Source organism: Telmatospirillum sp. J64-1, from assembly GCF_006980715.1.
Taxonomy (GTDB): domain Bacteria; phylum Pseudomonadota; class Alphaproteobacteria; order Rhodospirillales; family Magnetospirillaceae; genus Oleiliquidispirillum; species Oleiliquidispirillum nitrogeniifigens.
Genome location: NZ_SBHN01000074.1, coordinates 1 through 989 on the forward strand (window position 1 = coordinate 1; position 989 = coordinate 989).

At 63.8% G+C, this 989-nt stretch carries 1 protein-coding gene; it reads left to right on the forward strand.

Features of this window, described 5'->3' with window-relative positions:
- On the forward strand, positions 1-602 hold a 602-nt coding region (locus EPD66_RS24280; protein ID WP_185961609.1), incomplete at its 5' end, for a PBECR2 nuclease fold domain-containing protein.
- Between the last annotated feature and the right edge of the window lie 387 nt (positions 603-989).

Below are 989 nucleotides of genomic sequence, written 5' to 3' on the forward strand. Positions count from 1 at the left end.
CGGTGGAGGTGCCGGAAGGCATCGATACGGGCTTTGGCTATAATGTCGGCCGGGCCGCCTGGGGCGAAGGGGCGCAGCGCCAGGCGCTGGAGAAACATGGACCTTTCGAGCGGCTGAAGGGCTGGGCGGATGAAGATCCCAAGACCTTGCCGCCGCTGCAGCCGACACCGCCCAGGGCGCCCCTGGCGATCCGGACAGCCCGGAACGAGGCGGAATTGCGCGAGATGTTCCGCCGGGCCATCGGCAGCGATTCCGCTATCCTGACAGATCCCGTCGGCGGGCACATAAATGTCACGCAGGCCATCGTCGACCATATCATCGAGCAGGATTCGCGCAGCGACGGCCGTGAGGCGTATTTCCCCCTGATCCCGGAGATCATCCAGGCACCCCAGGAGATCTGGGCCGGCTTTGCACAAAACCCCGAAACCGGCATGGTGGTGCTGCGCACCCGCTATGTGCGGCTGTTCGAGTTGAGCAAGAATGTGGTGGTGGGTCTGGTGGCCGATGCCGATGCCGGCCAGTGGTCGGGCTATACCTTCTTCCGGGGCAGCAAGACCGCGCTGAAGAATCTGCGCACGGGCTTGAGGATCTATCCGGTATAGCGAGGGATGAAGACTACGGGGGCCGTACCCCCCGCGTCGCTCCACCGATGGCGATCGAGGTGCGGCCCGCGACATCGAGGTGCATACTCAATATAGCCCCTCCGGAAGGGGTTTTCCACTTTTCTCGTTTTTCGGCCCGTGGGGGCGCCGCTACCTCTTTCGGACCCGATGATACCTCCCCAGGGGGAGACCTTGCGTTAGTGATGCGTTAGAGGCCCGGCACGGGCCATCCTATCAAGAAGGCTTGCCCCCGGTCGTGGCGCAGGCCATGATCACCTCGCTTCCGGGCCGTTTCGCGCAGGCCTCGGACCTCTCCTAAAGCCCTTTACGTTATCGGCGTTTTCCCGCTCCGGCAAACTCGCCTCCAGTTACGAACTGCGAGGCCCG